Consider the following 25,708-nt stretch of genomic DNA (forward strand, 5'->3'; position numbering starts at 1 on the left):
CGGTACCGAATGAATCGGTACCGGGCCTCCTCGTCAGGTGCGCCGCCAGGGACTCGAACCCCGGACCCGCTGATTAAGAGTCAGCTGCTCTAACCAACTGAGCTAGCGGCGCTTGACTCGTAAATCGTACCTGGTCCGAGGGGGTGCTCGCGACCACGCATGCCGTAGCCCCCGGAGGCCCGGAATTCCAGGGCCGGGGGGCTGTGTGCGGAAGCGGAAGCGGAATTACAGCGACAGCGAGAGAGCCATCGGCGTCGCCCGCCGGTTCAGCGCGTCCGCCGCCTGCCGGAGGCGGTGCGCGTGCTCCAGGGGGAGGGAGAGGGCCAGGCAGCCCACCGCGGCGCCCGCCGTCAGCGGGACCGCCGCGCACACCGTCCCCAGTGCGTACTCCTGGAGGTCCAGGACCGGGACGGTCGGGGGCTGGGCGTCCAGCTTCGAGAACAGGACCCGTTCATTGGTGATCGTCCGCGAGGTGAGACGGGCCGTCTTGTGGCGGGAGAGGTGGTCGCGGCGGCCGTCCCGGTCGAGCTGGGTGAGCAGGCACTTGCCGACCGCGCTGGCGTGCGCCGAGGAGCGGAAGTCGACCCACTCGTTGACCTTGGGGGTGAGCGGGCCCTCCGCGACCTGGGTCACCTTGACCTCGCCGTCCACGTACCGGCCGAGGTAGATCGCGGCGCCGACCGAGTCGCGCAGCTGGTCCAGGGTCTGCTGGAGGCGCTGCTGGACGAGCTCGCGGCGGGTGGTGCCGGGGGCGCCGACCAGCTCCAGGGCCTCGCCCGTCACGTAGGCGCCGTCGGCGATCTGCTCGACGTAACCCTCGCGGCGGAGCATGAGCAGGAGCGGGCGCAGCTCGGTGGGGGTGAGGCCGCTCTCGCGGGCGATCCGGTCGGCCGTGACGCCGCCGTCGTGCCGCGAGACCGATTCCAGTACGCGCAGTGCGTGCCGCACCGAGCGCTGCGGCTGCTGCGGCGTGGTCGGCTCGGGCTTCAGCGCCACGGTGTCCCCCTGCGACAGGTGAAGTACGGCTGCGTCGGTCGTGCGCCTGCGTCTGCTTCCACGTCTGCGTCAGCTTTCACGTCTGCGTCTGCGTCTGCTTCTGCGCTGCGTCGGTCGTGCGTCGTCACGCCACGATAGCCGTCAACCCCCGCCAGCGGGGCGGGGGTTGACAAACCGGTTCCGGCGGGCATGCGAGGGCCACCCGTGTGACCTGCGAAGGACGACCACTGGCATATGCCCATGGCAGATCACATTTCTCGGTTCCCTGACCTAGAGAACCGCCCCCAGGAACTCCCGCGTCCGCTCGTGCTCCGGGTCGCCGAAGATCTTCTCCGGCGGACCCGACTCGATCACCCGGCCCGAGTCGAACATCAGTACGTCGTCCGAGATGTCCCGGGCGAAGTTCATCTCGTGCGTCACGCAGAGCATGGTGATGTCGGTCGAGCGGGCGATGTCGCGCAGGACGTCCAGGACCCCGGCCACCAGCTCCGGGTCGAGCGCGGAGGTCACCTCGTCCAGGAGCAGCACCTGCGGGCGCATCGCGAGGGCCCGCGCGATGGCCACCCGCTGCTGCTGGCCGCCGGACAGCTGGGTCGGCTTGGCGTCGCAGCGGTCGCCGAGCCCGACCATGTCGAGCAGGTCGCGGGCCCGCTGTTCGGCCTCGTCCTTGGACAGGCCGAGCACGCGCACCGGAGCCTCGGTGATGTTGCGGAGCACGGTCATGTTCGGGAAGAGGTTGAACTGCTGGAAGACCATCCCGATGTTCTTGCGGACCTCCCTGAGCTGCTTCTCGCCCTGGGAGGGGAAGAGCTGCTGCCCGTTGACGTGGATGGTGCCCTCCTCGGGCTTCATCAGCGTCATCAGCAGCCGCAGGATCGTCGTCTTGCCGGAGCCGGACGGGCCGATCAGGGTCACGTGCTTGCCCGGCCGCACCGAGAAGCACAGATTGTCCAGGACGGTGTTCTTCCCGAAGCGCTTCGTGACGTTGTCGAACCTGATCAGCTCGTCCGTCGTCGTGGGCACTGCGGGGTTCGTGTCTACGGATTCAGCGGACAAGACGACGCTCCAGGGCTCGCAGCAGAAGGGACGCCGGATAGGCGATGAGGATGAAGGCGATGCCGACGACGGTCAGCGGCTCGGTGTACTGGAAGGTCGACGCGCTCTCCAGGCGGGCCTGCTGGAGCATCTCCAGCACGCTGATCCCGGCGAGCAGCGGGGTGTCCTTCAGCATCGAGACGACGTAGTTGCCGAGCGCGGGAACGATCCGGCGGATCGCCTGCGGAAGGATCACCGCGAACCAGGTGCGGTGCGCGGGCAGGCTGAGCGCCGTCGCCGCCTCCCACTGGCCGACCGGCACGGCGTCGATGCCCGCCTTGTAGACCTGCGCCGTGTACGTCGAGTAGTGCAGCCCGATCGCGACCGTGCCGGTGGTGAGCGCCGAGAACTGGACGCCCCACTCCGGCAGCACGAAGAAGAGGAAGAAGAGCTGCACGAGCAGCGGGGTGTTGCGGATGAACTCGGTGACGACGTTCACCGGCCACCGTACGAAGCGCGACGCCGACCGCAGCCCGAAGGCCCACAGCAGACCCAGCGAGAAGGAGATCAGCGAGCCGAGCGCCAGCACCTGGAGGGTGAGCAGCACCCCGTCCCAGAAGCGCGGCATGAAGTCCGCGACCGCGGACCAGTCCCAGTTCCCGTTCATCGCGTCCCCCCGGAGATCTGCGCCTTCACGTCGATCCCGATCCCGGCCTTGGCCCTGCGCTCGACCGCCTTCATGCCGCGCGTCAGGAGGAACGCGATCACGAAGTAGACGACGAGGGTGAGGGAGTAGATCTGCGCGCTCTCCTGGGTGGCCAGGCGCACCAGGTACGCGGCGAACGACACGTCACCGATGCCGAGCAGCGACACCAGGGCCGTGCCCTTCAGCAGCTCCACCAGCAGGTTGGAGAACGGCGGGATCATCTCCGGCACCGCCTGCGGCAGCAGGATCAGCCGCATCCGCTGCCAGGGCGTGAAGCTCAGCGCGACCCCCGCCTCGCGCTGCGCGGGAGTCACCGAGGCGAGGGCGCCCCGCACGACCTCCGCCCCGTACGCCCCGTACGAGAGACCCAGTGCGAGCACGGCGGCCCACATCGGGACGAACGCCCAGCCGATCAGGCCGGGCACGACGAAGAACAGCCAGAACATCAGGACCAGCGCCGACGTCCCCCGGAAGACCTCCGTGTAGACGCCCGCCAGGAACCGCACGACCCACAGCCGGTGGGCACGCGCCATGCCGACACCGAAGGCGACAACCGCCGCCAACAGGGCGGAGTAGACGGTGAGTTGGACGGTCGTCCAGATGCCCGGCAGAATCCAGTGCTGCCACAGCCCGGCGCTCATCGGCACAGCTCCTCGGCCGTGAGCGTCGTCATCTCCGACGCGGTGAAGCCGAAGGGCTTCAGGATGCGGAACAGCTCTCCGCTCTTCTTCATCTTGTGGATCTCCACGTTGAAGGCGTCGCGCAGTCCGGCGTCCAGCTTGCGGAAGGCGAAGCCGCCGCCGTCGATCTTCTTCCTGCCGTCGACGATCGGCGCGAACGGCTCGGTGGCCTCCACGTCCTTGCTCTTGCGGGTCACCTCGCGGCCGGTCAGGGCGGTGCCCGCGAACACGTCGACCCGCCCGGCGGACACGGCGTTCAGCCCGGCCACCGGGTCCTGGAGGATCACGATGTCCTTCTCGGGGATTCCGGCGGCCACCGCGTACTCGATCTCCGCGTAACCGGTGCCGGTCGCGATCCGCGCCTTCTTCCGCTTCACGTCCTGGTACGACCTCAGGCCCAGCGGGTTCGTCTTCTTGACCAGGAAGGAGTCCAGCATCTGGTACTCCGGGTCGGCGAAGACGACTTGCGCGCAGCGGTCCTTGTTGATGTACATACCGGCCGAAACGCAGTCGAACTGCTGGGAGTTGAGGCCCGGGATCAGCGAGGAGAAGTCGGTGGCCACCGGCTGGACCTTGCGCACCCCCAGCCGCCCGAAGATCACCTTGGCGAGCTCGACCGCCTCGCCGGTGAACTCCCCCTCGTCGTTGATGAACCCGTACGGCGCCTCACCGGCGATTCCCAGCCGTACGATCCCCTGCGACTTCAGCCGGGCCAGGGTGTCCCCGGTCGGCACCTTGGCGCACCCGGCGGCCCCGAGCGCCCCCGCCGCGCCCAGCGCCGCCGCCCCGCCCTTCAGCAGGGTGCGTCTCGGCAGGTGCGGTCTCGTTATGTGTGGTCGTTTCTCGCCACCGGGTCGTCTTCCGTCACTCGTAGGAGCCATGGGCGCGCGGCTACCCGGCAGTTCGCGTTCTACTCCACTCAATTCCAGCCCCTGGGAACCCGGACGCCCCCTTGACCCCACGGAACTCCGGCGCACGATGGGGAGATGACCGACCGGTTCGTGGACATATCACTCGACAAGCGCGGTGTGCGCTGCACCGCGAAACTCCTCGACGACCTGGCCCCGATCACCTGCCGCACGGTCTGGGAAGCCCTCCCGCTCGGCGGCGACGTCTACCACGCGAAGTACGCCCGCAACGAGATCTATGCGCTGTTTCCAGCCTTCGCCGACGCTGAGCCCCCGCTCGAAAACCCCACCGTCACGCCCATCCCCGGTGACCTCTGCTACTTCTCCTTCGCGGGCACGCAGCTCGCCACCGGCTCGCACGGCTACTCCGCCGAGGGCGTCAGCCAGGACCGGCCCACCATCGTCGACCTCGCCCTCTTCTACGAACGCAACAACCTGCTCCTCAACGGTGACCAGGGCTGGGTCCCCGGCATCGTCTGGGGCGCGGTCGTCGAGGGCCTGGACCGGATGACGGACGCCTGCCAGGATCTGTGGCGGGCGGGCGCGGTGGGGGAGACGCTGAGCTTCCGGCGGGCGTGAGGGCGGTCCGGGTGCGTATGCCGACTTGGCTCACGCTTGCGGCACATGCCGGACACCGTACGTGAGTTGGCGCGCGGGCCTCTTCTCCGTACCATCCGCTCCTGCACCGGACCGGAAGGACGGAAGACCGTGGACGCGGACGCGAGACCCGAGCAGGCGCAGGAACCGGTAGTTCCCACCGGCCCCAGTGACGTGGACTGGGAGGGGGAGTGGCGCTGGCACGACGCCAAGTGGGCGAGCAACGGCGTCGTGTTCCTCGGCATCTGCGCGGTGCCCGGCGTCAGCTGGGTCTGGCTCGGCCCCGGGGCCGGGAGCCGGATCGCCGTCGGTGCCGTCGTGCTGGCGGTCCTCCTGATCTGGCTGAACGAGAAGCTGTTCCGTCGCCTCACCGCCGAGACGGGCCTCACCCACCGCCAACTCGCGGTCGTCATGCGGCTGTCCCGGCGGGAGGAGATCCCGCGCGACCCGGTGGCCAGGCGGGCGATGGCGCACCTGATCCGGTTGCAGAACAGCAAGCGCATGGGCGGCGGCTGGATGCGCTGGTTCGGTGCCGCCCTGATGCTGGCGATCGCCGTCCTGCAACTGCTGTCGGGCCGGTACGTGTTCGGCGCGGTGATGCTGCTCGGGGCCGGATACGTGGCCTCCCGGTTCGGCATGGTGGCCCGGGTCCAGGCCCGCCAGGACCGACTGGAGGCGCGCCTCGCCGGGGAGCTCGCCCCGCAGCCCGGACCACCTGCCGGTCCTCGGCTCCACTGAGCCGGTCCGCCGATCGGAGCCCTACGGGCCGACCCGGACCGCCCGTACCCACGACCGGTCCGGGTCCAGGTAGGTGTCGACCGTCAGGCCCGCCCCCGCCAGCGCCGCCTCGAACTCCTCCTCCGTCAGCGGGCACGACTGGAAGGTCTGCGTCCATTTCGCGTCGGGGTAGGAGTACTCGGCGATCACCGTCCGCGACCCGGGCCGCCCGATTCCCCGCGAGGACTCCGAGGAGACGATGCGGACCACGCCCCCGCCCATGAGGTGGCGTTCGTACGGCAGGTTCTCGTGCCGCCCGGCGGCCTCGCGCTGGATCAGTACGATGCCGTCCTCGGCGACGTGGCGGCGGCAGGTCCGCAGCAGCCCCTCGCGCACCCCCTCCGGCCCCGCGTGCACCAGGAACGACGCCAGGAGGACGACGTCGAACAGCTCGACGCCCCGGTTCCCGCCCAGTTCCAGTTCCTCGATGGGACTGCGTACGGTACGGACGCCGGGCAGGCCCTCCCGTAAGGCCGCCAGCATCTCGGACGACTCGTCGACGGCGGTCACCTCCAGGCCCAGTTCGGCCAGCGGGCGGGTGAGGCGGCCGGTGCCGGAGCCGAGTTCGAGCAGGCGCAGGCCCCGGGGACGGTCGCCGACCGCCCGCGCGATCCACTGCGGCTCGTCGTTGACAGGGAGCCGACGGTACAGCTCGACCGCACACCCGTCGGGAGTGATCGCTCCCGGACCGGTGCCCTGGTATCCCTCGCGCACGATGTGGTTCATGGGGCGCATCGCAGCACGGAGGGGGTGCTGGGGAAAAGGCTTTCTCCAGCCGTTCGGAAGATCGTAGAAACCCATTCCGCTTGAGGGGCTCCGACAGCTAATCTGCGCAGGCCCACCAGGCAGGTGGGGAATGGGTGAAGCAATCGGGGGAAAAGTGACGGTCGGTCGTGCGTGGAGAATCCTGCTGGCGATCTGCGGCGGGGCGGTCCTGCTGGGCATCGCGCTCCTGCGCCTGCACACCCAGCTGACCGGGACGCCGGGCTTCTTCACCGCCGCCTCGTGCGTCGTCTCCGACAGCTCGGACAAGGACGATCCCGCGTACGAGTGCGTGGGGTCCTTCGCGCCGACGAACGGCACCTTCCACATCCCGTACCTGGAGGTCGACACGACCTTCCCCGCACCGCCGAGGGAGCCCGTCGCCGTGTTCGTGGACGAGGGCGACACGGACACGGCCGTCGTCACGGGCAACGAGGCGTGGCTCCCGCAAGGTCTCGCCGGTCTCGTCCTGCTCCCCGCCGGGATCTTCATGGCCGTCCGCGCGGCCCAGTCGGGCCCCCGGCCCTGAAGTGGCCTGAACGAGACCCCCGACCGCCCGCGAAGGTGACCGCGCGGTGGGAAATCTCGGCGGAACCCGTGCCCCTGCGCCCGCTCATTCGTCAGGCGGGGTAGGCGACATCTTCATGTGGCCGTACGACATGGGCATTGGGAGCACCACCGTGAACATCGCAGACAACGTGACGAACGACGCGCCCGGCCGCTTTCCGGGAATTCGGGGTGCGCGCAACCCGCACGTGCGCCGCGCCTCGACGATCGCCGTGACGGCGGCCGCGACCGCCGGTTCGGTACTGGCCGCCGGGCTCGCGGCGGTCCCCGCGCAGGCCGCCGCCGCTTCGTCGCCCTCCGTGGCCAAGGCCGCCCCGACGGCGCCCAAGGCCCCCACCGTCACCGCCAGGGGAGCGTTCCTGATGAACGCGGGCACGGGAAAGACGCTGTACGCCAAGGCGGCGGACACCCGGCTTCCCACCGGCTCCACCACCAAGATCATGACGGCCAGGGTGGTCCTCGCGAGCAAGGGCCTGAACCTGGACTCCAAGGTCACCGTCCAGAAGGCGTACAGCGACTACATCGTCAAGAACACCGCCTCCTCCGCCCGCCTGATCGTCGGCGACAGGGTGACCGTGCGCCAGCTCCTGTACGGGCTGATGCTGCCCTCCGGGTGCGACGCGGCGTACGCCCTCGCGGACACCTTCGGCACGGGACGGACGCGGGACGCCCGGGTGAAGTCCTTCATCTCCAAGATGAACGCCTCCGCCCGCTCGCTCGGCCTGAAGAACACCCACTTCGACTCCTTCGACGGGGGCGGCGGCAACGGCAACTACTCGACGGCCCGCGACCTCACGAAGCTCGCCGTGAGCGCGATGAAGAACGCCACCTTCCGTACGGTCGTCGCCACCAGGTCCACGAAGCAGCGCACGGTCACCAGGTCGGGCGGCCACCGCGACATGAAATGGACCAACACGAATCCGCTGCTGTCCAGCTACCAGGGCACCCTGGGCATCAAGACCGGCTCCGGCCCCTCGGCGAAGTACTGCCTGGTCTTCGCGACGAAGCGAGGCTCCAAGACCCTGTACGGCGCCCTGCTCGCCTCGTCCTCGGACGTGAACCGCGCGAAGGACGCGGGCAGGCTCCTGGACCACGGCTTCACGAGGTGACCGCCGGCGGAGGGCGTTCAGGAAAGTGAGACGGCCGGGGGCGGCTGTGTCCCACTCTTCGGAGGCGGGCGTCGGCCGTCAAGCGGCGCCCGCCGCGTACAGCGCGTGCGCCACCCTCAGCACCAGCGCGTCCCGGTGCCGGGCGGCCACCAGCTGGACCCCCACCGGCAGGCCCTGGGAGTCCACCCCGCACGGGACGGACGCCGCGGGCTGCTGCGTCAGGTTGAAGGGGTACGTGAACGGGGTCCACCCCGTCCACCGCCGCACCCCGAGGCGGCCGGGGGCCTCCGCCCCCGCCTCGAAGGCCGTCACGGGGAGCGTCGGCGTGACGAGGACGTCGTACGTCCGGTGGAAGGAGCCCATCCGCCGCCCCAGTTCCATCCGCGCGTCCACCGCCGCCAGGTACTCCAGCGCGCTCGTCCGCGCCCCGGCACGCACGATCTCCCGCAGCCCGGGATCCATCGCCTCGCGCTGCTCGCGGCCCAGGCCCTGCGCCACCCGGGCCGCCCCGCTGAACCACAGCACGTGGAACGCCTCCACCGGGTCCGCGAAGTCCGGGTCCGCCTCCTCCACGTACGCGCCGAGGGAGGCCAGGGCCTCGACCGCGCCCCGTACCCGGGAAGCCACCTCCGGGTGGACGTTGACCTGCCCGCCCAGGGTGGGGGAGTAGGCGATGCGCAGGCCGCGTATCCCGTCGCCGAGGCCGGGGCGTACGCCGTCGTCCGTGACCGGGGACTGCGACCAGTCGCGCCAGTCCGCCTCCCCGGCCATCACGTCCAGCATCAGCGCCGCGTCCGCCGCGTCCCGGGTCATCGGCCCGGCGTGCGCGAGCGTCCCGAAAGGGCTCGACGGATACAGCGGGATCCGGCCGTACGTCGGCTTCATGCCGAATATTCCGCAGAACGACGCGGGGATGCGGACCGAGCCGCCGCCGTCCGTGCCGATCGACAGCGGGGCCGCTCCCGCCGCGACCGCCGCCGCGCTGCCGCCGCTGGAGCCGCCCGAGGTGCGGGACGGGTCGTGGGGGTTGCGGGTGATGCCGAAGCGGGGGGAGTCCGTGACGCCCTTCCAGCCGAATTCCGGGGTCGTCGTCTTGCCGATGATGACCGCTCCGTGTTCGCGGAGGCGGGCCACGGAGGGGGAGTCCTCGTCCCAACTCCCCTCTGCTGAGACGGCGTACGAGCCTCGGAGGGTGGGGGTGCCCTTCGTGAGGAGGAGGTCCTTGACCGTCGCCGGTACGCCGTCGAGCAGGCCCTGCGGCGCACGCCGCCGCCACCGGTCCTCCGAGGCGCGGGCCTGGGCGAGTGCCCCGTCGTGGTCGATCGACACGAAGGCGTTCAGGGACGGCTGGATCTCCTCGGCCCGGTCGAGCACCGCCCTCGTCGCGTCGACGGGCGACAACTCGCCCTTCTCGTAGGCGGCGAGGAGCTGGTGGGCGGTGAACGCGGTCAGCGCGGTCGGCTCAGTCGGCTTCGTCATGCAGGGGGACGTACCCAACATTCTTGTCGACTACATTCGGAAGTGGCTTTCCCTCCGCCCACAGTGCGTACAACTCCAGGAACTGCGTGCCCAGTTCCTCGCGCCAGCCGATCACGTCGCCGCTCATGTGCGGGGAGACGGTCAGCCCGGGGACGTCCCAGAGAGGGCTCTGCGGCGGGAGCGGCTCCCGGGTGAAGACGTCGAGTGCGGCCCCGCCGATCCAGCGGTTGCGCAGGGCCGCGAGCAGGTCGTCCTCGACGACGAGACGGCCGCGCCCGACGTTGATGAAGTACGAGTCCGGGCCCATCGCGCCGAAGGCCCGCGCGTCGAACATGCCCCGCGTCGCGTCGGTGAGCGGCGCCGCCGACACCACCCAGTCGGCACGCGCCAGCAGAGGCATCAGGTCCTCGGGCCCGTGCACCCCCGCGCGGGCCGTGCGCCCCGTCAGGGCGACCTTCACACCGAGGCCCCCGAGGGTCGCGGCGATGGCGCGGCCGATCGGGCCCGAGCCGACCACGACGGCCCGGGTTCCGGCCACCCGGCGGGTTTCGCGGTGCTGCCAACGGCGTTGCCGCTGAAGCTCGTTGGTGCCGTGGAAGTCCTTCGCGGCGGCCAGGACCAGGCCCGCGACGTACTCGGCGATCGGCTGGTCGAAGATGCCCCGGGCGTTGGTGACGACGGTGTCCGACGCGGTCAGCTCCGGGCACATCACATGGTCCACCCCGGCGCTCGCGGTGTGTACCCAGCGCGGGCGTGCGCCGGGGCCCGGCCACGCGCGCCGTACCGCGTCGGAAAGGAAGTCCCAGACCAGAAGGACGTCCGCGTGGGGGAGTTGACGGGCGATCGTCGAATCGTCACCGTGCAGAATGCGGGTCCGTCCGGTCAGGCTGCCCAGGCGCGGCAGTGGTTCGGCGTCGAGGACGAGAAGGGTGACGGCAGGCGCATCGGTCAACTCGTTCGCGGTGGTCACATCTGTCATGGCGGAGAAACCGTTTCGTCACGTCTGACTTACCCGGATGGCGTATGGATTGACCACACTCGTACCCGCACTCCACGGTCGTCAACACCCTTATCTGGGGGCCGCATTGGACATTGACTTTCTCGGCGGGGACTTTCTCGGCGGGCCACAGCCGCAACGCGGCGTGGGGGTAGTGGCCCCGTTCGACTTCGCACTCGACCGGGAGCTCTGGCGGTGGGTGCCGGACGGCATCTCCCTCCACCTGACCCGCACCCCCTTCGTCCCCGTCGAGGTCAGCCTCGACCTCGCCCGGCTCGTCAGCGAGCACCAGACGCTCCGCGAGGCGGTCCGGGCCCTCATCGCCGTCGAACCCCAAGTCGTCGCGTACGCCTGCACCTCGGGCAGTTTTGTCGACGGCCTCGCCGGGGAACGCGCCATGTGCGAGGCGATGTCCCGGGCCGGTGCGACCGAGTCCGGCGGCCTCCCCTCGGTGACCACGTCGGGAGCGCTCCTGGAGGCGCTCGGCGAACTCGGCGCCCGCCGGGTCGCCGTGGTCACCCCGTACACGGAGTCGGTGACGCAGTCCCTGGAGGAGTACCTGGCACAGGCGGGCATCGTCGTCACGGGACGCGAGTTCCTCGGCCTGACCCGGCACATCTGGAAGGTGCCGTACCGGGACGTCGTGGACATGGCGCGGCGGGCGGTGGTCGGCGCGGCCGACTGCCTCTTCGTCAGCTGCACCAACCTGCCCACGTACGACGTGATTCCGCAGTTGGAGGCGGAGCTGAGGATGCCGGTCATCTCCGCCAACCAGGTCACGATGTGGTCGGCGTTGCGCCGGTTGGGCGTGGAGGCGGTCGGGCCGTACCAGCGGCTGCTGATGGCGGCGGCGCGGCGGCGGGTCGTACCGCCGACGGAGGTGCTGCCCGAGGTGCTGCTGCACGGGCCGGAGGTGTTCCCGCAGCAACTGCCGCCACTGCCGCCGCTCCCCGAGCAGGAAGGTCTCACCTGACATGACAGCGATCGGATTCCTCTACCCCGGCCACTCCGCCGAGGACGACTATCCGCGCATGGAGATGATGCTCGCCGCCCCCGACGTCCGCCTCCCCCTCGTCCATACGGACATCGGCACGGACGCGCATCGCGTGGACGCCCTCCTGGAGATGGGCGCGCCGGACCGTCTGGCGGCGGGCGTCGAGGAGCTGCGCCTCGCGGGTGCGGAGGCCGTCGTCTGGGCCTGCACGAGCGCGAGCTTCGTGTTCGGCCGGGAGGGCGCCCGCGACCAGGTCCGGCGGCTGGCCGCTGCCGCCGGGCTGCCCGCCTCCTCCACCTCGTTCGCCTTCGTGGGCGCGGTACGGGAACTGGCCGCGACCCGCGTCGCGGTCGCGGCCACCTACCCGCCCGACGTGGCCGAGCTCTTCGCCGGCTTCCTCAAGGCGGCCGGGATCGAGGTCCTCTCGACGCGGGCGAGCGGGATCGTCACGGCGGCGGAGGTCGGCACGTGGGGCCGCGAGGAGGTTCTCGCCCTGGCCCGCGCGGGCGACCGTCCGGACGCGGAGGCCGTCCTCCTCCCGGACACGGCCCTCCATACGGCGGCCCATCTGAGCGCGCTGGAGGCCGCGTTGGGCAAACCGGTCCTGACCGCGAACCAGGTCACGGTGTGGGAGGGGCTGCGGCTGGCGGAACGGCGGGTGCGCGCGCCGGAACTGGGGCGGCTGTTCGCCGGGTAGCGGGCCGGGTAGCGGGCGGTGCTGCGCGAGTGCAGGGGCGGGGCCGCTCCGGGCCCACCCCGGAGCGGCCCCGCCCCGCTCCTGCCTGCCCCGCGCAGGGGCCCCGGTGAGAGCCCCGCCCCGCCCCGCCCAAGGGCCCCGGCGGGCAGGGCCGGGAATATCCGGAGCCTCCCTCCTGTTTCCACCAGGAACGACGCCCGTACGCAGCACTCCGCAGGAGGACCCCGGTGGAACCCACCCCCCACCCCATCCGCGCCATCGCCCGGGGCACCGCCCCCACCCCCCTCTCCGTCCTCGACCTCGCCACCGTGGGCGTCGGCAGCACCCCCACCGCCTCCCTCCAAACCAGCGTCGCCATCGCCAAGCTCGCCGAGTCCCGGGGCTTCCACCGCTACTGGGTCGCCGAGCACCACTCGATGCCCGGCGTCGCCAGTTCCTCTCCGGCCGTGATCCTGGCCCACCTCGCCGCCCACACCGACCGCATCCGCCTCGGCTCCGGCGGCGTCATGCTTCCCAACCACGCTCCGCTCGTCATCGCGGAGCAGTTCGGGACGCTCGAAGCGATGGCCCCGGGCCGCGTCGACCTCGGCCTCGGCCGCGCCCCCGGCACCGACGGCGCCACCGCCGCGGCCCTGCGCCGCTCGGCGGACCTCCACGAGGGAGCCGACGAATTCCCGCGCCAGCTGGCCGAGTTGACCCGGTTCCTCGAAGACGACTTCCCGGACGGGCATCCGTACGCCCGCATCCACGCCGTCCCCGGCCCGGTCCAGGGGCACTCCAACACCCCCCAGCTCTGGCTCCTCGGCAGCTCCGGCTTCAGCGCCCGCCTCGCCGGAACCCTCGGCCTGCCCTTCGCGTTCGCGCACCACTTCTCCGCGCAGAACACGATCCCGGCCCTCGACCTCTACCGCGAGTCCTTCCGGCCCTCCGCGCTCCTGGACGCCCCGTACGCCGTCATCGGCGTCGCCGCCCTCGCCGCCGACGACGAGGCCGAGGCCCGCCGCCAGGTCCTCACGGGCGCGCTCAGCATGCTCCGCCTGCGTACCGGACGACCGGGACTGATCCCCACTCCGGACGAGGCGGCCGCGTACGCCTTCAGCGCCCCGGAGCGGGAGTTCGTCGACGGCTGGCTGTCGAACGTCGTCCACGGCACACCGGAAGCCGTCCGCACCGGCCTCGACGACCTCGCCAAGCGGACCGGCGCCGACGAGCTGATGATCACCGCCAACGCGCACACGGGCAGCGTCCGCCTGCGCTCGTACGAGCTGATCGCCGACGCCTACGACCTGCCCCTCGGCTAACCCGCCGCCCGCTCCGCCAGCATCTCCGCGATCCGGTCCGGTGCGGCGGGCCGCGAGTACAGCCAGCCCTGGCCCGTGTCGCAGCCGATCCTGCGCAGCCGCGCCGCCTGGCCCGCCGTCTCCACGCACTCCGCGGTGACGGTGAGGCCCAGGCGGTGCGCGAGCTGCACCAGGGCCTCGACGATCGTCTCGTCGGCCGGGTTCGGGTGGGCCTCGTCCTGGAAGCCCCGGACGAAGGAGCCGTCCAGCTTCAGGACGGACACCGGAAGACGGCTCAGGTAGGCGAGGTTGGAGTAGCCCGTCCCGAAGTCGTCGATGGCGATGTGCACGCCCATGTCGCTGAGCGCCTGGAGGGCCTGGAGCGGACGCCCCGCCGAGCCCATCACCGCCGACTCGGTCAACTCCAGTTGCAGCAGACGGGGTTCGAGGCCGGTCTCCTGAAGGATCTCCGCCACGTCCCCGACCAGGTCCGAGTCCCACACCTGCCGCACCGCGACGTTCACCGACACGAACAGGGGATCGGTGCCCGGGTGGTCCATCTGCCACTGCCTCGCCTGCCGGCAGGCCGTCCGCAGCACCCAGCGCCCCAGATGGACGATGGACCCGTCCTCCTCCGCGATGCCGATGAACCGATTCGGCGCGAGGGTCCCGAACTGCGGATGACGCCACCGGACCAGGGCCTCCACGCCCCGCACAAGACCGCCCTCCAGATCCACCAACGGCTGGTACTCCAGCACGAATTCATCCCGCTCCAGCGCGGGGCGCAGCGTCGACGACAGGGCCTGCCGCGTCATCCGGTGCGCGTTGCGCTCGGGGTCGAAGAGCGTCCAGCGGCCCTTCCCGTCCGCCTTCGCCCAGTACAGCGTCGTGTCCGCCGCCTGCATCAGCCCGGTCGCCGTCGTCCCCGCGGCCGAGCGCTCGACCACCCCGATCGACGCCGACACCGACAGCCGCTGCCCGGCCAGGTCGAACGGCTGCTGAAGCGCCGTGAGGACCGTCTGCGCCAGCTCCGCCAGCTGCTCGGTCCCCGTCGATTCCTCCACGAGCAGCGCGAACTCGTCGCCGCCGAGGCGGGCCACCAGATGCCCGCCCCCCGGCCCGTACGCGCTCTGCTCGGCGCACCGCGTCAGCCGCGTCGCGACCGCCGTCAGCAGCCGGTCGCCGACCCGGTGCCCGAGCGTGTCGTTGACCGCCTTGAACCCGTCCAGGTCCAGGTAGCACAGCCCGATCCGGCCCGTCCCGCCCCGTTCGTACGTCGACGTCTCCAGCGCGGCCGAAAGCCGCTCGAAGAACAGCGCCCGGTTCGGCAGCCGCGTCACCGGATCGTGCATCTGGAGGTGCCGCAGCCGCGCCTGCAACTCCCGCCAGTCGCTGATGTCCGACACGGAGAGGAGCACGTTCGCACTGTCCGGTACGGGCGCGAGCGCGACCTCCACCCACAGGGCGTGCCCGTCGTGGTGCTTGAGCCGGCGCGTGCAGCGGAACCGGGTCCGCCGCCCGTCCAGGATCTCCCGGTACGCGTGCCAGGTGCGGGCGTCCGACGCCAGGTCCACCAGCTCGGCCGCCTCCGTCCCGGCCAGCTGCGCCGGATCGGCGCCGAGCAGCATGCCGAGCGCGGCGTTCGCGGCGACGACCGTGCCGCCGGGGGTGACCAGGGCCATCGCGAGCTGGGCGGCCCGGAAGGCGGCCCGGTAGTCGCGCGCGTCGGCGTCGTCACGCGGGTGCGGTTCGAACGGCAGCAGCGGCGGGCCCTGCCGGTCACCGACCGGGACGTACGCCGCGACGAGGCCCTCGGCACTCCCCGCTTCGCCCTCCGGCTCGCTCCCCACGCCGCCCCCGAGGTCACTCTCCGTGACGACGGGTGGATCGGAGGGGGCGGAAGAGGCGAGGTCTGGGCCGGGGCCGGACTCTTCGGGGATTCCGCTCACCGTGTGCTCCCGCAGGGCGATTGAGTCGTACAGGTGTTGGCGCGTGATGTCGGGGGTCGTGATGTCGGCGTTCCTGTGGGGGGATCGGAGGAGGGTCGAGGGAGGGGATCCGCCGCCCTGGAGCGGATTCCGCGCGGGAAAGTGTGCCGATCATAGAGGCTGGCGCGACAGCCGATCCAGCTCTGTCGCTGCGCAATCCCGCTCCGGTACGAGCCCGGCGGCCCTTCCGCCCGCCCCGGCCGATCGTTTCTGCACGGGTGTGCCTTGACCTGCCGCTCCCATGACCACTTGTGACTTTCTGTGATGTGCCGGGGTGTCGCCGCAGGTTGCCCCGGGCACCCGAGTGGCGCACTGGAACAGGGCGTATTGCCGCAAAACCACACAATGTGGGTGAGGTGTTCCGAATTCCGCTGCGGAGGGCCCGGAGGTCGATGTGCAGGACGAGTTGACGCCCGGGGGAGGGGACCGGCCGGCGCCGGGTTCCGTGCGGCGCGGCGAAGGGGGCGGGCCCATGCCCCCCGCGCCCGGCGACTGGTCCCGGTGGCGGCTGCGCAGCAGTGCGGCGTTCCTCACCGCGCTCGCCGCCCTCGCCGCCACCGGGCTCGTCGCGGGCCCCGCAGCCGCCGACCAGACCGCCGGGCCGTGCGCCCTGCCCCGCACCTCCGCCCACCACTCCCTCGGCGTCGACACCTGGAACGAGAACTACCCCCGGCCCACCGCCACCCTCGACGCGGTGATGATCTTCCTGTCCTTCCCGGACTCCGACCCCCTCCTCACTCCCGGCGAACTCGCCTCCGACCACTTCCCCGCGACCGGGGACTTCTTCCGCCGCGCCTCGTACGGCAAGTTCGAACTGCGCCCGCACCCCCTGCTGGACTGGGTTCCGATGCCCGCCGACTCCACCTCGTACGCGATACGGCGCGACTGGACCGCCGAGCGGCGCACCGCCTATCTGCGGGACGCGGTGGCCGCCGCCGACGCCCGGGTGGACTTCTCGCGGTACGACATCGTCTACCTGGTCGCCGACCCGGACGCCCCGGGCGTCGACTCCGACGCGACGAAGGTCGTCAACTTCGACACTCCGCTGCGCGCCGACGGCACGGACATCCGCCGCGTCGTCACCGTCTTCGAGAAGCACCCGCCGGACCGCAACGTCCTCGCCCACGAGACCGGTCACGTCTTCGACCTGCCCGACCTCTACCACCGCCCCGCCGACGGCAAGGGCGACTGGGACACCCACGTCGGCGACTGGGACCTCATGGGCAGCCAGTTCGGACTCGCCTCCGACCCCTTCGGCTGGCACAAGTGGAAGCTGGGCTGGCTGGACGCCGAGCAGGTCGCCTGCGTCCCCTGGGGCACCACCGCCCGCTTCACCCTCGACCCCCTGTCCGCCCCGCCCCCCACGGGCGGCCAGCGCGGCAACGCACGCCTGGCGGTCGTCCGTACGGGAGAGAACACGGCGCTGGCCATCGAGGCGCGCGGCGGCACCGGCAACGACCGGGGGGCCTGCTCCGAGGGCGTCCTGATCTACCGCGTCCGCAACGGCACCTCCTCCGGCGGCGGCCCCATCGAGGTCGTCGACACCCACCCCCGCACCGAAGCGTGCTGGGACCGCTCGGTCTACCCGCCGCTCGCGGACGCACCGCTGGGCGTCGGCGAGACGTTCACGGTGGCGCGGGAGGGCGCGAAGGTGGAGGTGGCGGACCGGACGGGCTCGGGCGGCTGGACGGTCCAGGTCACGACGGGCTGAGTCACGACGGGCTGAGTCTGGACGGGCTGACCCTGCCCGCGTAGCTCTCGTACGCACGAAAAAGGCCCCCGAGCCGAAGCTCGGGGGCCTTTTCTGTCGGTGCGCCGCCAGGGACTCGAACCCCGGACCCGCTGATTAAGAGTCAGCTGCTCTAACCAACTGAGCTAGCGGCGCCTGCTGACGTCGTAGACATTAGCACCCTGATCGGCGGGAGGAAAAATCGATAACCGCGAGGCCCGCACGCAGGCCCAGAACAGCACCTCGGGACCCGGCAGCCAGGGGTGGCGCACGTCGGGCGCGACCACCCACCTCGGCCCCTTGTCCGTCGTCCCCGCAGGTCGCAGCGCCGGTACGGTCACCGCGTCGCCCGCCCCGTGGCACAGCAGCGGCGGCACGGCATCCGCCCGCCGCTCCCACTCGAGGAGCGCGGGCAGCCGCTGGGCGGTCCCCGGGGCGGTGAAGAGCAGCATCCGCCCGCGCTGCCCCGCCACGGGCCCGGAACCCGGCCCCTCCGCCCACAGCGCGTCCAGCATCCGCCGCCCGAAGACCGAGTCCACGTTCACCACGTCGAAGACGCTCCCGCACGGCAGCACGGCCGGGGCGTAGGGCCGCATCTCCCAGGCGGAGAGGGTGCTGCGCGGGTACGCGGAGGCGGAGACGAGCCACGCGGCACCGGCGGAGGTGGCGCGGTCGAGCGGCGGGGAGGTGGGGGCGGGGGCGTGAGTGGTCATGCCCCAGGTGTACCGGCGGTAAGTGCTCCGTTTCCGCGAGTTACGGGAAACGGGTACGCGCCCCCGCCCGGAGGCGTATCTTGCCCGCCTGCACGGGGCGGGGGCATATGCCTCGCACCCGTGTTCCCCTGGGCCCCCTACGTCGCAGGCCCGTCCCGCAGGAGTCCCCGCCCGAACTCCACCATCTTCTCGGCGTAGTCCTCGGTCCACCCCGCCCGCTCGGCGATGTCCCCCACCACCAGCCGGTCGAACCGCTTCGGGTCCGCGAGCTGGGCCGCGGCCACCGCCTGGAACTCCACCGCCCGGTCCGTCGCCGCCCGGAACGCGTGGGTCAGCTCGGTTGCCCGCGCAAGCAGCTCCTTCGGGTCCTCGATCGACTCCAGGTCGAAGAAGTGGTCGGGGTCGGCGGCCGACTCCGCAGGCTCGAAGAGCAGCGGCGCGGGGCGCAGCCGCCGCTCGGTCCGCTCGGTTTCCGCCATGTGCTTCCTCCCAATCGGGCCGCCCCGGGGTCGGACGGCCACCCTCCATTGTCCGGGTACGCGCAAGTACGCCTCACGGTGCCCGTACGTACGCCTCAGCCCACCTGCGGTACGCCTCCAGAGCTGGCACGTACGCCTCAGCCCGCCCGCCGGTACGCCTCACGGCACCCACGGCACCTGGTGTTCGCCGAGGTGTGCCAGTACCGAGTGGTTCGCCTCCCACCCGTCCGGGCTGTGTTCATTGGCCGTCTCCGGCGGCGTGCCGGACTCCGTCCGGCGGTCACCGTCACGGCACCCACGGCACCTGGTGTTCGCCGAGGTGTGCCAGTACCGAGTGGTTCGCCTCCCACCCGTCCGGGAACTTCACCGTCACCCCCAGCTGCACCGGTTCCGTCGAGGGATGCTCGTCCAGCAGGTCCGTCACGCCCTCCCGGCACACCACGATGCACGCGTGCCGGTGCCGGGAGGCGAGGACGCACAGGCGGCCCGTCTCCAGGTGGAACGCCGTCGCGTCCGGCCGCCCCGACAGCGGGTGCAGCACCACCGTCACGTCGAACTCCCGCCCCTGGAGCCGGTTCGCGGTGTCCACGGCGACCCCCGTCACCCCGAGGGCGGCGAGCGCGGCCCGTACCGCCGCCGCCTGGTCGCGGTGGGCGGTGCCGACCGCGACGCGGTCCGCCGTCAGGGGCGTCGGCGTGTCGGAGCGTTCGCTGAGCGCGGCCCCGCCCCGGTCGAGGAGGCGTCGTACGACCTGCGCGACCGCCCCCACCGCCTCCGGATCGGTCCGGGGCGTGTGCCGGGCCGGGAGCTCCAGCAGGCCCCACCCCGTGTGCGCCGCCTCGTCGACCACCCGGTCCACCGCCGACCCGTCCGACGGCACCCCGAAGCGGAGCGTCCGCTCGCCCGGCCCCGTCCCGCTGCGGAAGGGCGTGAACGGGTAGAACGCGTCCGACACCAGCTGCGCCGCCGAAGCGGGCAGCCGCCACGACACCGGAAGCCGGTGCTGCGGAAGCTCCGGGTTGTGCGCGAGCAGCGTGGACACGGCACTCGCGGACGGGTCGTACGACAGCCCCGCCCACTGCTCCGCCCCCACGATGGAGAACGGATCGAGCTGCCCGGGATCACCCACGAACAGCGCCCGCTCGAAGAGGCTCGCCACGGCCAGCAGCGCGTCCGACCGCATCTGGTACGCCTCGTCGACGATCGCGTGCCGCCACGGCTCGACGCCCTTGACGTGCGCCCACTTCGCCGCGGTCGAGATCACGACGTCGAGCCCCGCCAGATCCGCCGCCTTCGCGGACTTCTTCACCTGGGCGAGGTCGTCCAGCGCCTTGTCGTACGGATCCGGGTCGGAGCTGTGCAACCGTCCCACCGGCAGCCCGGGACGCTTCTCGGCGAGCCGCAGCACGAGGTCGTCGACCTGGGCGTTGGTCTGCGCGACGACCATCAACGGCCGTCCCGCGTCGGCCAGTTCGAGGGCCGCGCGCACGACGAGCGTGGACTTGCCCGCGCCGGGCGGCGAGTCCACGACCACACCCCGGTGGGTGCCGTGGAGGGTGTCGTGCAGGATCGCGGCGGTGGCACGCGCCGCCTCGGCACCGGGGTCGAAACCGGTGCGGTCGAAGTCGGGGGCCTGGTGGGAGCCGGGGGCCTGGTGGGACTGGTTCACGGGTTCACGACTCTTCCTCGGACGGTACGGAGCGGAGGCCGGGGCAGCGTGCGGGGTGCCGTGCGGTCACAGCGGGCCCGGTCACAACAGGTCCTCCGGCGTCACCGGATCGGGGCGCTCCGCAAGCGCGAGGCCGTCCGCAGCACCGCCCGCGACGCCGCCCGCTGCCCCGCCCGCGACGGCATCCGGCGGCCCCCCGTGTGTCCACGGGGTCTCCTCCGGGTCCGGGAGCTGCGCCCCGCCCCGCTGATCGTGCTCGAACAGGGTCCAGCAGATCCGGTCACCCACCTCGGGCACCGTCCCGGGCGCGGGCTCCTTGCTCCGCCCCATCCCGTTGACGACCCGCAGCACGAGCATCCCCTCGCCCACCCGCTCCACGAACTCCGCGCTCTGCGCCCTGCCCTCCAGCGACCGGTGCACCTTCACCTTCTCGCCCGCCCGCTCCCCGCCGCCGAGCTGCGGCAGGTCGGCGGTCGTGACGGTCACCAGAGGCCGCGGACTCGGCCGCTTCCCCTCGCTCCAGGTCATCTCCACCCCCACCACCTCACTCACGAAGGCTTCCCCCGCGAGCCGCCGCGCCGCCATCACCAGCGGATCGTCCAACGCCTCCTGGGCCTCCAGCCGCCCCTGCTCGGTCTCCCGGGAGGCCAGCTTCTGGGCCGCCCCCACCGCACTGTCCTGCCGGGGCTGCGGCGGCTCGCCCGCCCGCACCTTGTCCCGGTGCGAGGTGTACGACCACCGGTCCCGCGTCCACCGCTCGGCCGCCCGCACCCCCTCCGGCAACCCCCGCGCCAGATCCAGCGCCTGCCACACCGCATCCCAGGTCGGCCGCATCTGCGAGGCCAGCAACTCCCGGATCCGCCGCTCGGCGGCGGTCAGCTCGCCGAGCCGTTCCTCCGCACTCCCACCGTCCTCGGCGGCGGCCAGCCGCTGCCGGGCCAGGTCGTAGGCGTCGATGGCCGGGGCCAGCAGCACGTTGTCGAACGCCGGGTCGGTGGCGGGCCCCGCAGGCGGACAGAACAACTGCCCCTGCGCATCGCGCCCGGTCTCCGCCCGCAAGGCGGCCTCGGCCCCGCTGCCGCCCCCCTCCACCGGATCGATCCAGGCGAGCAGCGCCCCGAGGTGCTGGTCCTCCAGGTTGCTCTGCCCGGTCGCCCAGTGCCGCCCGAGGAGATCGGTGGCGGACAGCAGCAGCGAAGCGCCCGGAACCCGGGCCCGCTCCCCGTAGTGCGTCAGCCAACGCCCCAGCAGCGGAATGTGCGGCGGAGCCGGATAGGGGGTGTCGGGATCCTGCTCGACCGTCCGCCGGAACCGCATCGACCGCCCCAGCAACCGCACGTACGCGACGCCCGCCCTGTTCGGCACGATGATCTGCGGCGCGTCCCGGCACAGCTCGACCTCCACCTTGACCCGCTTCTTCGTCTCGGGGTCGGTCTCGTTCCGCTCGGCGGGCTCGACGTCGTCGGCGTACGCGTCCACGTACGGCAGCACGGCCTCCGCCAGCTCCGCCAGGAACGCGAACCGCAGCTCCCGGTCCCGGGGCTGCGGCACGGCCAGCAGCCGAGGCCGCTCCCGATCGGTCCCCACCAGCGCCCCGAGCGGCGCCCCCGCCTCCCCGGCGGTGGTCAACGGGACGACGACCAGGGGACGTTCGGAAAGATGCCGATGCCGAACGGTCGCAAGCGGCTGTGCCCGCCCACTGCGGGTGGCCTGCAACCGGGCAAGGGTATTGATGAGCGACATGGAGTGAAGGGCCTGGTTCCTGGAGGCTTTGAGGACCGCCCCGTCAGGGGCGCGGGGCTGTGACATGTGCGGCTCCGCCGCGCGGGCGCGAGCAACCACGACCCACCCGCACGTAACGGGACACGCCGCGCGGCGAGCGCTTTAGGTGAAGGGGTGGGGTAGGGGACTCATCCCGCCGAAGGGCCGGGGGCCGGGGGCGGAGCCCCCGAGCAGTAACCCCAGCCCCACCGAACCCGCACGGATCACCCCACCCCCCTCAGCGCCTCCGCCCGCAACGCCGCCGCCCTCCGCAACGCCGCGACCGTCGGGTCGGACGGATCCCCGGCCCGCCCCTCCGCCGCGTCCAGTACCGCCGCGACCGTCGTGAGCCCCCCCAACTCCCCCCGCACACCCCGCCCCAACGCCTCCACAGCCCCCGCGTCCCTCGCCCGCCCCCGGCAGTGAAACGCCAGCTCACACGCGGAAAGACATTCGGGGGCATAGGCGGCCCCCACCGCCTCGACCGCCGCCACCAGCTCCTCCGCCCCGCGCGCCGGATCGAACGTCGTCCCGGGCGGAAGGGCGGCCGCCAGCTCCTCCACCCTCCGCATCCGCCCCAACTGCCGCAGGGTGACCGACCGTTGCTTCCGCACGTCCACCATCGACCCGGTCGGCAGATTGGAGAAGTCCTTCGGACAGACCAACAGCACCCGATGCTCCACCTCCGCCCCCGCCACCTTCTCCGCCACCCGCTCCAGCGCCAGCACGTACACCGCCGCCTGCCGGGCCGCCGCCCCCACCTTCGCCGGGTCCGCCGAACCGTCCAGCATCGGGAAGGACTTGATCTCCACCACCGTCCACCGCCCGTCCGGATGCACCACCACCGCATCCGGCTCCAAGTAGGCCGGAGTCCCCGCCACCTCCAACGCGAGCATCGGATGGTCGAGCAGCGTCCACGCCTTCTGGGCCGTCGCGTCCCGCAACGCCAGCGCCGTCCGGGCCGTCCGTCCCTCGGGACCCGCCGCCGACACGTCCGGGGTGCGCGCCTCCGCCGGGTCCGGGGCGCCCAGCAGCCGCAGCAGTTCCGTACCCCCGTCGGACTTCACCCGCGCCTCGAAGGCGTTCCCGCGCATGAAGGCGAACTGCGACTGCCCGTACGCGGCGGGGGACCCCAACGCCTGTGCGAGCACCGTCTTGTTCACCCCCGCCCCGTCCAGCAGCGCCCGCCGCTCGCACCCCGGGTTCGCGGCCAGCGCCGCCAGCGCGCGGGCGTCCATCGGATGCGGGGCGACCGCCGCGCCTCTCAGCTCGGCGAGCCTTTGACGCACCGGAACGGCATCCGTACCAGCGGCAGCACCGGAAGCCGGAACGGCCGTGTCACGACGTACGTGCGGAGGCGTGGGATCGGGTCCGCTGCCCAGGGTTGCGTTCACCCTCGGAAGTCTCCCATCCGCCACTGACAACACCCCCGCATCCGGCTTCTCACCCCGTGAGCGATGATGGAACAGGCCGGTGCCATTCCGGCCCGTACGCCGCAAAGAAGGCAAAAGGGAGAGAACGTCATGGCACCCCGCATCCTGCTGGCCCGGCACGGTCAGACGGAGTGGTCGCTGTCCGGCAAGCACACCGGCCGGACCGACATCCCGCTGCTCGACGAGGGCCGCCACGGCGCGAAGGTGCTCGGCGAACGACTGCACCGCGCCCCCTGGAACGGCCTCCCGGACGTGGAGGTCCGCACCAGCCCCCTGGTGCGCGCCGCCGAGACCTGTGCGATCGCGGGCTTCGGCGACCGCGCCCAGGAGTGGGACGCCCTCATGGAGTGGGACTACGGCGCCTACGAGGGCCTCACCCCGGCCGAGATCCACGCCCAGAAGCCCGGCTGGATGATCTGGCGCGACGGGGCCCCGGACGGCGAGACCCTCGCCGACGTCACCGCCCGCGTCGACCAGGTCGTCGAGTGGGCCCGCTCCGCCGACCGCGACGTCCTGGTCTTCGCCCACGGGCACGTCCTGCGTTCCCTGGGCGCCCGTTGGCTGGGCCTCGGCATCGGTTTCGGCGCGCACATCCGGCTCGACCCGACCTCGCTGTCGGTACTGGGCTGGGCGTACGGCGAACCCGCGATGGAGCGCTGGAACGACACGGGCCACCTGGACGCCCAGAGCTGAGCCGTCCCGCGCCGAGTCGTCCCGCGCCGAGCCGTCCCGCGCCGAGCCCCCCGCTCCGGGACGCCGGGCGGGCCCGGGCCGAGCCCGGCTCAGGCCCGCCTGACCGTGTTCGCGTGCCGCTCCAGGAACGCCCCGATGACGGGGGAGCGGCGGTGCGGCAGCAGCGTGCGGATCGTCTGCGCGAGCATCGTGTGCACGCGCGAGGACTGCACCTGTTCCAGCAGGTCGAGCACCTTCTGACCGACCGCCGCCGCCTCGTCCGGCACCCCCGACCTGGCCAGGTCGTCGGCCAGTTCCGCGCTGTAGAGCGCCAGGTTGCGGGTGAAGTGCGGGTCCTGGAGGGCGGCCGCCCGGTGCGCGAACCGGGCGGCCCGCCGCCAGTCGCCCAGCGCCGACCAGCACTGGGCCTCCAGCCACGCCACTTCGGCGTCCCCGAAGAAGCTCATCCACTCCGGATCGGCGGCCGACGCCCCGCACTGGAACAGCGACTTCGCCCGTACGAGAGCCTCCGTGCAGCCCGTACGGTCGCCGAGTGCGGCCCAGCCCGCCGCCTCCCGCAGGGTCAGCAGCGACATCAGCCGCATCGAGCCGAGCCCGCGCGCCGCGCGCAGCCCGGCCTGCGCCGCCCGCAGCGCCTCCCGGGGCCGCCCCGCGTCCCTGGCCAGGAAGGACGTATTGCAGAACGCGTGCGCCTCCAGCGCCGGATCCTCGGCCACCCGGGCCGTCGCGAGCGCCTCCGCGTAGTGCGAGCGGGCCTCGTCGAAGCGGCCCGAGTCGTGCGCCAACCAGCCCACCGTGAGCGCCAGTTCACCGGCCCCCGCGTGCAGCCGGTCCGACACCGTGCGCCGCACCGTGCCCGCGTCCAGCAGCGCGTACGCGGCCTGGAGCGGCTTCGCCGCGTGCCGGTACAGGGCGTCCGCGCCGTGCCGGTCGTCGAGCAGCCGGATCTGCCGCACCGCCTCCTCGACGGCAGCCGCCTCGCTCACGCCCGGTCGGCCCGAGCCTCTGCCCGGTACGCCCGTACGGGCCCGGGCCTGGTCGAGCGGCCCGAGGGCCCCCAGCGGGCCGAAGGCGGAAGCGGTCGCCGCCGTGGCGGACCCGCTCGCAATGAACGCGCGACGCAGCACGTCGCTCTCCTCGTCGGTATGGGACAGGTGGGGTGTGCGCGCACCGGGCACCCGGGGGGCCCGCTCCGCCGGGGCCGACGCGGGCGTACCGGAGTGCGAGGGGGGCGGGTTCACACCCCCGCGCGCTCCTCGTCCGCGTACCGCCTCCCGGGCCGTGAATCCCAGGTCCGACAGCGTCAGACCGGGGAACATGTGCAGGAACACCCGCTCGTACGCATAGTTGGGACAGCGGATCTCGCCCGCCTCCACCCGCCCGATGTACCGGGCGTCGCACGCCACCTGCTCGCCGATCTCGCGGGCCGCACGCCGTACCGAGGCGGCGAACTCGCCCGGCGAACGGTGCCCCCGCAGGGCCCGGAAGGCCAGGTTGGGTTCGGCCCGCCGGGGGTGCGCAGGCGGGGGCGGCCGATGATTCGCTGATGACGACGCCATGGCCGGTGCCCTCTCTGGCGGATGGTGCGGTGGTGCTCCGTGGTGCTCCGTGCCGCTCTCCGGGGTGGATGTGCGCACCCCCGGGCGGGGCATGAACGTA

The 25,708-nt window shown here is 72.3% G+C and carries 24 protein-coding genes and 2 tRNA genes; 9 read left to right on the top strand and 17 right to left on the bottom strand.

Annotated features, from left to right (window positions below; translation table 11 throughout):
- Positions 1-38: 38 nt before the first annotated feature.
- The 6 genes from OG897_RS05900 to ehuB all read right to left on the bottom strand — a co-directional run bounded on the left by OG897_RS05900 (position 39) and on the right by ehuB (position 4,298).
- A tRNA-Lys gene (locus OG897_RS05900) sits at positions 39-112 on the bottom strand.
- A gap of 113 nt (positions 113-225) precedes the next feature.
- On the bottom strand, positions 226-996 hold the full coding sequence (locus OG897_RS05905; RefSeq protein WP_266653525.1) for an IclR family transcriptional regulator: 771 nt from the start codon (positions 994-996) through the stop codon (positions 226-228).
- 270 nt (positions 997-1,266) lie between these two features.
- A complete protein-coding gene (ehuA, locus tag OG897_RS05910) occupies positions 1,267-2,052 on the bottom strand; it encodes an ectoine/hydroxyectoine ABC transporter ATP-binding protein EhuA (RefSeq protein ID WP_266653527.1) in 786 nt (261 codons plus the stop codon).
- Positions 2,042-2,698, bottom strand: a complete 657-nt coding sequence (ehuD, locus tag OG897_RS05915; protein WP_266653529.1) for an ectoine/hydroxyectoine ABC transporter permease subunit EhuD — start codon at positions 2,696-2,698, stop codon at positions 2,042-2,044. Before ehuD ends, ehuA begins: the two co-directional genes overlap by 11 nt.
- Positions 2,695-3,378, bottom strand: coding sequence for an ectoine/hydroxyectoine ABC transporter permease subunit EhuC (ehuC, locus tag OG897_RS05920; protein WP_266653531.1), 684 nt, complete (start codon positions 3,376-3,378; stop codon positions 2,695-2,697). Before ehuC ends, ehuD begins: the two co-directional genes overlap by 4 nt.
- A complete protein-coding gene (gene ehuB, locus OG897_RS05925; RefSeq protein WP_266653533.1) occupies positions 3,375-4,298 on the bottom strand; it encodes an ectoine/hydroxyectoine ABC transporter substrate-binding protein EhuB in 924 nt (307 codons plus the stop codon). The genes ehuC and ehuB overlap by 4 nt, the downstream gene beginning before the upstream one ends.
- 105 nt (positions 4,299-4,403) lie before the next feature.
- On the opposite strand from ehuB, the gene OG897_RS05930 reads away from it, so the two are divergent.
- Both OG897_RS05930 and OG897_RS05935 read left to right on the top strand, forming a co-directional pair.
- Complete coding sequence (locus OG897_RS05930; RefSeq protein ID WP_266653535.1) at positions 4,404-4,904, top strand: DUF3830 family protein; 501 nt, start codon at positions 4,404-4,406, stop codon at positions 4,902-4,904.
- Between the two features lie 129 nt (positions 4,905-5,033).
- Complete coding sequence (locus tag OG897_RS05935; protein WP_266653537.1) at positions 5,034-5,660, top strand: hypothetical protein; 627 nt, start codon at positions 5,034-5,036, stop codon at positions 5,658-5,660.
- A gap of 21 nt (positions 5,661-5,681) precedes the next feature.
- Here the strand turns inward: OG897_RS05935 and OG897_RS05940 are convergent, their stop codons facing one another.
- Positions 5,682-6,425 (bottom strand): bifunctional 2-polyprenyl-6-hydroxyphenol methylase/3-demethylubiquinol 3-O-methyltransferase UbiG, encoded by a 744-nt coding sequence (locus OG897_RS05940; protein WP_266653539.1) that lies wholly within the window; start codon positions 6,423-6,425, stop codon positions 5,682-5,684.
- A gap of 154 nt (positions 6,426-6,579) precedes the next feature.
- Here OG897_RS05940 and OG897_RS05945 point away from each other — a divergent pair, with 154 nt between their 5' ends.
- Entirely contained in the window at positions 6,580-6,990 is a 411-nt protein-coding gene (locus tag OG897_RS05945; protein ID WP_266653541.1) for a hypothetical protein, read from the top strand.
- Positions 6,991-7,216: 226 nt separating this feature from the next.
- Positions 7,217-8,137, top strand: coding sequence for a D-alanyl-D-alanine carboxypeptidase family protein (locus tag OG897_RS05950; protein ID WP_266656601.1), 921 nt, complete (start codon positions 7,217-7,219; stop codon positions 8,135-8,137).
- A 78-nt stretch (positions 8,138-8,215) separates the two neighbouring features.
- Here OG897_RS05950 and OG897_RS05955 read toward each other — a convergent pair whose 3' ends face one another.
- Together OG897_RS05955 and OG897_RS05960 are read right to left on the bottom strand one after the other, a co-directional pair.
- Positions 8,216-9,616, bottom strand: a complete 1,401-nt coding sequence (locus OG897_RS05955; RefSeq protein WP_266653543.1) for an amidase — start codon at positions 9,614-9,616, stop codon at positions 8,216-8,218.
- Positions 9,600-10,595, bottom strand: a complete 996-nt coding sequence (locus OG897_RS05960) for a D-2-hydroxyacid dehydrogenase (RefSeq protein WP_266653545.1) — start codon at positions 10,593-10,595, stop codon at positions 9,600-9,602. The genes OG897_RS05955 and OG897_RS05960 overlap by 17 nt, the downstream gene beginning before the upstream one ends.
- 112 nt (positions 10,596-10,707) lie before the next feature.
- Between OG897_RS05960 and OG897_RS05965 the strand changes: the two genes are divergently transcribed.
- From OG897_RS05965 to OG897_RS05975, 3 genes are all read left to right on the top strand, one after another.
- Positions 10,708-11,586, top strand: coding sequence for an aspartate/glutamate racemase family protein (locus tag OG897_RS05965; RefSeq protein ID WP_266656603.1), 879 nt, complete (start codon positions 10,708-10,710; stop codon positions 11,584-11,586).
- Between the two features lies 1 nt (position 11,587).
- The gene (locus OG897_RS05970) at positions 11,588-12,304 is read left to right on the top strand and encodes a decarboxylase (protein WP_266653547.1); all 717 of its coding nucleotides are present in this window, start codon (positions 11,588-11,590) and stop codon (positions 12,302-12,304) included.
- Between the two features lie 227 nt (positions 12,305-12,531).
- Complete coding sequence (locus OG897_RS05975; RefSeq protein WP_266653549.1) at positions 12,532-13,605, top strand: LLM class flavin-dependent oxidoreductase; 1,074 nt, start codon at positions 12,532-12,534, stop codon at positions 13,603-13,605.
- Here the strand turns inward: OG897_RS05975 and OG897_RS05980 are convergent.
- Positions 13,602-15,266 (bottom strand): bifunctional diguanylate cyclase/phosphodiesterase, encoded by a 1,665-nt coding sequence (locus OG897_RS05980; RefSeq protein WP_266656605.1) that lies wholly within the window; start codon positions 15,264-15,266, stop codon positions 13,602-13,604. The two genes, OG897_RS05975 and OG897_RS05980, sit on opposite strands and share 4 nt — an antisense overlap.
- A gap of 778 nt (positions 15,267-16,044) precedes the next feature.
- Between OG897_RS05980 and OG897_RS05985 the strand changes: the two genes are divergently transcribed.
- Positions 16,045-17,283 carry a M6 family metalloprotease domain-containing protein gene (locus OG897_RS05985; protein ID WP_266653551.1) on the top strand — a complete coding sequence of 413 codons (1,239 nt, stop codon included), beginning with the start codon at positions 16,045-16,047 and terminating at the stop codon, positions 17,281-17,283.
- A gap of 100 nt (positions 17,284-17,383) precedes the next feature.
- Here OG897_RS05985 and OG897_RS05990 read toward each other — a convergent pair.
- The 6 genes from OG897_RS05990 to OG897_RS06015 all read right to left on the bottom strand — a co-directional run bounded on the left by OG897_RS05990 (position 17,384) and on the right by OG897_RS06015 (position 23,317).
- A tRNA-Lys gene (locus OG897_RS05990) sits at positions 17,384-17,457 on the bottom strand.
- On the bottom strand, positions 17,448-18,014 hold the full coding sequence (locus OG897_RS05995) for a bifunctional DNA primase/polymerase (RefSeq protein WP_266653553.1): 567 nt from the start codon (positions 18,012-18,014) through the stop codon (positions 17,448-17,450). Before OG897_RS05995 ends, OG897_RS05990 begins: the two co-directional genes overlap by 10 nt.
- Before the next feature lie 137 nt (positions 18,015-18,151).
- Entirely contained in the window at positions 18,152-18,493 is a 342-nt protein-coding gene (locus OG897_RS06000) for a hypothetical protein (protein WP_266653555.1), read from the bottom strand.
- Between the two features lie 286 nt (positions 18,494-18,779).
- The gene (locus OG897_RS06005; protein ID WP_266653557.1) at positions 18,780-20,162 is read right to left on the bottom strand and encodes an AAA family ATPase; all 1,383 of its coding nucleotides are present in this window, start codon (positions 20,160-20,162) and stop codon (positions 18,780-18,782) included.
- 81 nt (positions 20,163-20,243) lie between these two features.
- Entirely contained in the window at positions 20,244-21,905 is a 1,662-nt protein-coding gene (locus OG897_RS06010) for a hypothetical protein (protein ID WP_266653559.1), read from the bottom strand.
- 242 nt (positions 21,906-22,147) lie between these two features.
- Positions 22,148-23,317, bottom strand: coding sequence for a hypothetical protein (locus OG897_RS06015; RefSeq protein ID WP_266653561.1), 1,170 nt, complete (start codon positions 23,315-23,317; stop codon positions 22,148-22,150).
- Positions 23,318-23,446: 129 nt separating this feature from the next.
- Here OG897_RS06015 and OG897_RS06020 point away from each other — a divergent pair, with 129 nt between their 5' ends.
- Positions 23,447-24,049: a histidine phosphatase family protein gene (locus OG897_RS06020; protein ID WP_266653563.1), complete on the top strand. Its 603-nt coding sequence runs from the start codon at positions 23,447-23,449 to the stop codon at positions 24,047-24,049.
- Between the two features lie 89 nt (positions 24,050-24,138).
- Here OG897_RS06020 and OG897_RS06025 read toward each other — a convergent pair whose 3' ends face one another.
- The gene (locus tag OG897_RS06025) at positions 24,139-25,608 is read right to left on the bottom strand and encodes a tetratricopeptide repeat protein (RefSeq protein ID WP_266653565.1); all 1,470 of its coding nucleotides are present in this window, start codon (positions 25,606-25,608) and stop codon (positions 24,139-24,141) included.
- Between the last annotated feature and the right edge of the window lie 100 nt (positions 25,609-25,708).

This window comes from Streptomyces sp. NBC_00237, from assembly GCF_026342435.1.
Taxonomy (GTDB): domain Bacteria; phylum Actinomycetota; class Actinomycetes; order Streptomycetales; family Streptomycetaceae; genus Streptomyces.